This is a genomic window from Halomonas sp. 3D7M (assembly GCF_014897885.1).
Lineage (GTDB): Bacteria > Pseudomonadota > Gammaproteobacteria > Pseudomonadales > Halomonadaceae > Vreelandella.
The window spans coordinates 1-2327 of record NZ_JABUZF010000071.1; the positions used below are offsets into that span (position 1 = coordinate 1).

4 protein-coding genes and 1 pseudogene are annotated in these 2327 nt (G+C 46.6%); 1 reads left to right on the forward strand and 4 read right to left on the reverse strand.

Translation table 11 applies throughout. The features are described 5' to 3' along the window. Window positions 1-380, forward strand: a 380-nt coding sequence (locus INT22_RS02415) for an NYN domain-containing protein (RefSeq protein ID WP_193067594.1), incomplete at its 5' end; no start/stop codon positions are given. A gap of 30 nt (window positions 381-410) precedes the next feature. On the opposite strand, the gene INT22_RS02420 is transcribed toward INT22_RS02415, so the two are convergent. The 4 genes and pseudogenes from INT22_RS02420 to INT22_RS02435 form a co-directional block, all read right to left on the reverse strand. Continuing rightward, a complete protein-coding gene (locus INT22_RS02420) occupies window positions 411-764 on the reverse strand; it encodes a hypothetical protein (protein ID WP_193067595.1) in 354 nt (117 codons plus the stop codon). Window positions 765-881: 117 nt separating this feature from the next. Next, on the reverse strand, window positions 882-1292 hold the full coding sequence (locus INT22_RS02425) for a DUF1090 domain-containing protein (protein ID WP_193067596.1): 411 nt from the start codon (window positions 1290-1292) through the stop codon (window positions 882-884). A gap of 139 nt (window positions 1293-1431) precedes the next feature. Beyond that, window positions 1432-1815 carry a histone-like nucleoid-structuring protein, MvaT/MvaU family gene (locus tag INT22_RS02430; RefSeq protein ID WP_172422240.1) on the reverse strand — a complete coding sequence of 128 codons (384 nt, stop codon included), beginning with the start codon at window positions 1813-1815 and terminating at the stop codon, window positions 1432-1434. Window positions 1816-2009: 194 nt separating this feature from the next. After that, window positions 2010-2291: pseudogene (locus INT22_RS02435) on the reverse strand (AmiS/UreI family transporter); the annotation flags it as partial. Window positions 2292-2327: the final 36 nt, after the last annotated feature.

Sequence of the window (2327 nt, forward strand, 5' to 3'; positions counted from 1 at the left end):
GTCGCGGAATGGACGCTTACGTTGTGGCTGCTTTTTGTTATGCCATCGACAGAGGTGACCAAAAGCAACGGGAGTTTCAAAACATACTCAAAGCAATTGGTTTTAATGTAAAACTGAAACCTTTTATCCAACGTTCAGATGGCTCTGCAAAAGGCGACTGGGATGTTGGCATTGCTCTCGATGCAATGGAGTACGCTGAACAAGCAGATATTATTGTATTAGTCTCCGGCGATGGAGACTTTGATCTTTTAGTCAACAAAATACGTGTTAAGTACGGTAAAAAAGTTGAGGTTTATGGTGTTCCCCAACTTACGGCAGCCTCATTAATAAATGAAGCTAGTGAGTTTATAGCGATAGACCGTTCGCTCTTGCTACGTTAGGTTGCTAATAGCGTCGCTTAACTGCAGAGGTTATTCGCCTGGCAACTGATCGACCCGCGTGAGGGTAAGCCGCCGCCCCTCATGCGGAGAGAAGTGAAACTGGCCTTCTACCTCCACACTTTCATCTAAATAGGGCGCTATTTCCTGGTGGGGAAATATCTCAACCCGATTAAGTTGTTCGTCTTCGATCCAATAATGAAGGGGATCATTGAAATGCCTCACGACGCCCTGGGTAACGATGTGCCTGTCATCAAAGGCTGCTGGATTGTTCACCAGCATGGGCAATGGTACCGTTACAGTTAGTTGCCCGCGACATCCGCTGATGAGAGTTACCATCGCTAGCATGATGGCCGTAAGGCTAATACGTTGCTGGAGTGACTGCATTGCGGTACTCCCCTTCATTATGGCTTGTTTTTATCTCTGTTGGGCGTTGCTAGTATTTCGTCGATATTAAAGGAATAAGCGTAAGTTTTGCAGCTAGGTGCTGCGGCCTAGTGCAGATTATTCGTTAAGACGGTGCTGCAGTGAGTCCAACTCCTCGGTGTGCTCTTCAAGCTCACGCACTGCTTCTGCTAATTTTTCACGCCGTTTCTGAATATCATCTTCGTCGCCCTCACTAAGCGCCTCCTCAAGCGCTAACTCGCGCTCACGCACTTCTTCCTGGCTCTCTCTAACCTCTTCGGCAGCCTCAGCAAGGATTTGCTCATTCGTGCAATGCTCTTCGATGGAGTGCAACGCACGCTGTAATCCTCGAACACGATGTTGATTATCGTGTGCTTGGGCGTGCTCCAGCTGTTGACGTAAGACGGTCATTTTGTCTTCGCACAACCTGTCTGCTGCGTGCGCTGCTGGCAAAGATAAAACCCCAGCGGTTACCGCTAAACTTAAACAACCCAGCCATTTTCTGTTCATTATTCGCTCCTAGCACTCTACGAGCCTTATAAGGTAAACATAGAGAAGCATTACAGCTTTATAAAACTATAGGTCAAATAGCCAGGCTGCCAATCTTCGCCGCCCGTGGAGCACCCCAGACGAGCGGCGGATGAACATATTAAGCGCGCTCTTCTACGATCCAGCTAACCACTTCTTCGTTGCCAAATTTAGCTTTCCACTCTTTAATGACGTTGTGGTTGCCACCACGCGTTTCAACGACTTCCCCTGTGTGAGGATTCTTAAACACCTTTAAAGGACGCTTCTTGCGACCATCGGTACTACTGGTCTTGGTGACTTTAACGGATGAAGACAGATATGATGGGTCAAGCATTTCGCATACATCGCGAGCTAGCTTGCCATGCTCTGTCATTAGCGTCTGTAATTTTTCCTTAAACTCCAGCTCTTTCTTCAGCTCGCTATTACTTTCAAGCGCTTGCAGCTCTTCCTGCAGCTGCTTTAACATCTGCTCTTTCTTGATGTAGTCGCTCAGTACTGATGCCATGTTTTTATCTCCATAATTTGCTAATTGCTTTGCCATATACTGACTGCACAGTAAAACATGTTAAGAGCGCTACTTCAGTATGGCAGGGGGGCTCATGAACAAGCGCGGCCATTTAGCGATTATATACCGCGTAATTTCGTAATGTGGGCGTTCTCAATAAATTTTAAATATTATTTACATTCAGCAACGAGTGGCTATGCATTGACGATGCCTAACAGTATCATAATGCCAGGAACCCACCCCGTAAAAACCGCACAGAAGAGTGTGTAAATCGCCACTGAGCGCTGTATTTTTTTTGCCAACGCTAACAGGCAAAAAAAACTGAACCACAAAGCAGACCATGCAAACCAGCTAAGCGTATTCCACAGCTCGAAGTTGAGTCCTATATCGGTGATAGAGCTCGCTCCAACAAACGCTGCTGTAATACTAACAAAGAAACAGAACCATCCAAGTCCGATTCCATCCGCCTTTAAAAACTGGTTAGCCCCAGTAAGCGTTCATTCCAAGGCGTT